The organism is Flexivirga caeni (assembly GCF_003724155.1).
Taxonomy (GTDB): Bacteria; Actinomycetota; Actinomycetes; order Actinomycetales; family Dermatophilaceae; genus Flexivirga; species Flexivirga caeni.
Map to the genome: position 1 here is coordinate 1 of NZ_RJJQ01000041.1, position 2,669 is coordinate 2,669.

Below are 2,669 nucleotides of genomic sequence, written 5' to 3' on the forward strand. Positions count from 1 at the left end.
TGTCAAGGGCCAGTGATTTCTGCCCAGGGGCGGTCGTGAGACCTGCCCGGTGACGGTCACGAGAATTGCCCGGTGATGGCCGTGGGATCTGCCCCGTGTGGGTGCTGGCCATCGTGGGTCGTGGCTGGTTCAGCTCAAGGGGTTCACCCCCTGTCCGGTGAGTGCTTGGGACAGGCGGATGCTGTCACCGCTGGTCTGACAGACGTGGGCGTGGTGCAGGAGCCGGTCGACGGTGGCGGTCGCGAGGGTCTTGGGCATCAGCTCGTCGAACGCTGCGGGGTGCAGGTTCGAGCTGACCGCGACGGAGCGTTTCTCGTACGCTGCGTCGATCAGCCGGTACAGGCACTCGGCAGCGTCGGCAGCTACCGGCAGCAAGCCGATGTCATCGATTACGACCAGGTCTGCTCGCAGGACCCGGGCGATGGCCTTGGCCACGGTGTCGTCGGCGCGGTGCCTGCGCAGCAGCGCACCGAGGTCTTCCAGGGTGAACCAGGCCACCCGCAGGCTTTGCTCGACGGCCTGTTGCCCGAGTGCTTCGAGCAGGAACGTCTTCCCGGTCCCGGACGGCCCGCACACCACGAGGTTCTCTCGGCGGCCGATCCATTCCAGGGTGCGCAAGGCTTGCTGGGTTGGTGCCGGGATCGAGGACACCTCGGGTTTCCATGCGGCGAACGTTTTCCCGGTGGGGAACCCGGCCGCGGCGCGGCGGGTCGCCAGGGCGGAACGTTCCCGCCCGGCGGACTCGGCCTCGAACAGGGCGCGCAGCACCTCAACCGGTTCCCATCGTTGGGTTTTCGCGGTCGCCACGACCTCGGGCGCCAGAGCTCGGATGTGCGGCAGCCGCAACCGGCGCAGCAGCGTTTCGACGTCGTCGGGTAACGGCGGCGCGGCCGGAACTCCAGCAGCTGGTGCCGTCCTCGTCGCCGTGTTCACGCCGTCACCACCGTGTCGTCGTCACCGTCGAGCAGCGGCAGCTGTGGTGTGATCACGCCCAGGGCGGCCCAGCCGGCGGTGCCCTGAGTCAGCGAGTGGCCCTCGCCCGCCCGACTGGTCGGCCCGGACGCGGTGAGGCTCTTGTGGTGGTCCAGGATCGAGGCCAGGTCGCCCTCGGCGAACCGGGCGTGGACCGCGGCATGGCCCAGCGCCCAGTCCACGTCCTTGGCGTCGAACAGTTTGGCCAGGGCCACGGCTTGGGCCATCTTGACCCGGATCTTGGTGGTGCCCGCGGCGGCGGCCTCGGTCAACCACAACCGGGCACCGTTGCCGATAGCCAGGAACGCTGCCTCGGATTCGTTACGTGCCAACGGTTTCCGGTCCAACGCACCGGCTGGTGCGGGCGGGAAGTGCGCGTCGTCGATCTTCGGGCTGCCCGGGGTCGCGCGGGCGTGCCGGGCCACCTCGATCGGCCCTTGGTCACCGACGTGCACGATGACGACCTGCTCGTCAGCGCCTCGGCCGTGGACCCGCACCCACACCGTTTGTGCGAGCAGGCCGGCCGGGACCGAGTACTGCCCGCCCTCGAAGGCCACCATCGGCGTCTTGGCCGCCACGGTGCGCGTCACCCCGAACGCGACGGTGTGCGGTACCGCCGGGACCGGGTGCAGCCGGGCTTGTTCTTCGGCGAGCATGTCGGTCGGTGCCCGGCGGGTGACCCGGTGTACCCGGGCGTTGACGTCCTGGCAGAACGCCGCTTCCAGATCCGCGAACGACTCGTAGGCGTCCAGCAGGTTGGTGTCCTTGGGGACCAGGTCGGCCTTGGCGATCTTCACACTGGACTCCGACCCGCCCTTGGACGCCGGGTCGCACGGCACACACGTGTGCACCGTGAGCCCGTAATGCCTTGAGAACTCGACGATTCCGGCGTTACGGACCGGGATCCCCGCCACATGCTCCACTGTCACCGTCTTCTCGTTATCGGTCAGCAGGTAGGTAGGCGTGCCGCCGATCCGGCGCAACGTGACATCCAGCGCGGCCATCACGCTCGGTGCGGTCTTGTCCCGGATCGCCAGCACCACCCGAAACCTCGACCACGCCAACCACGCCACGAACAACGTCGTGCGGATCCCGTCAATGAGCGGTCCGTCACCGAAGTCGTACTGCAACCACATGCCCGGCTCTGTCACCCACGGCCGGTGCACCCGCACCCGCCCGAGCCGGTAGTTCTTCTTCACCGCTGCGACCGCGCGGCGGGTGGTCCGCTCGGACCCGGTGTACCCCAGCGCGACGAGCTTGTCGTGCGCGACGTCCGCGCGCAGCTTGCCCTGCGAGCGGTCGATCCATTCCTCCACCTTCGGCAAGAACTCATCGATCAACTGTGGCCGGGCCACCGGCCGGTCCGGCAACGCGCCAGCGTCCCTGGCAGCGACATACTTGGCGACCGTGTGGTGCGAGACCCCGGACAACTCACCGGCATCACGCAACGACCCGGTCAGGTCGAACGCTTCCAACATGTTCATGATCTCCTCGGCAGACTTCACGGTGTCCCTCCTGGGGGCGGTCGGCGCTTCAGCACCGCTAACCGCACCCCAGGAGGGGCCTTGACCGCGGGACGCGGCAAGGCACACAGAATTCGTGTCGGGCAGATCCCATGACCGCCAGCGGGCACTTCTCATGACCGCTACCGGGCAGCTACCTGACCGCCCCCGGGAATTTTTTCGTGGCCGCCGTCA

General features: G+C 68.4%; 2 protein-coding genes. Both read right to left on the reverse strand.

Annotation, left to right across the window (positions count from 1 at the left end; all coding sequences use genetic code 11):
* Positions 1–129: 129 nt before the first annotated feature.
* Entirely contained in the window at positions 130–933 is an 804-nt protein-coding gene (gene istB / locus EFY87_RS19855; RefSeq protein ID WP_123273219.1) for an IS21-like element helper ATPase IstB, read from the reverse strand.
* Entirely contained in the window at positions 930–2,477 is a 1,548-nt protein-coding gene (istA, locus tag EFY87_RS19860; RefSeq protein ID WP_123273220.1) for an IS21 family transposase, read from the reverse strand. Before istA ends, istB begins: the two co-directional genes overlap by 4 nt.
* Between the last annotated feature and the right edge of the window lie 192 nt (positions 2,478–2,669).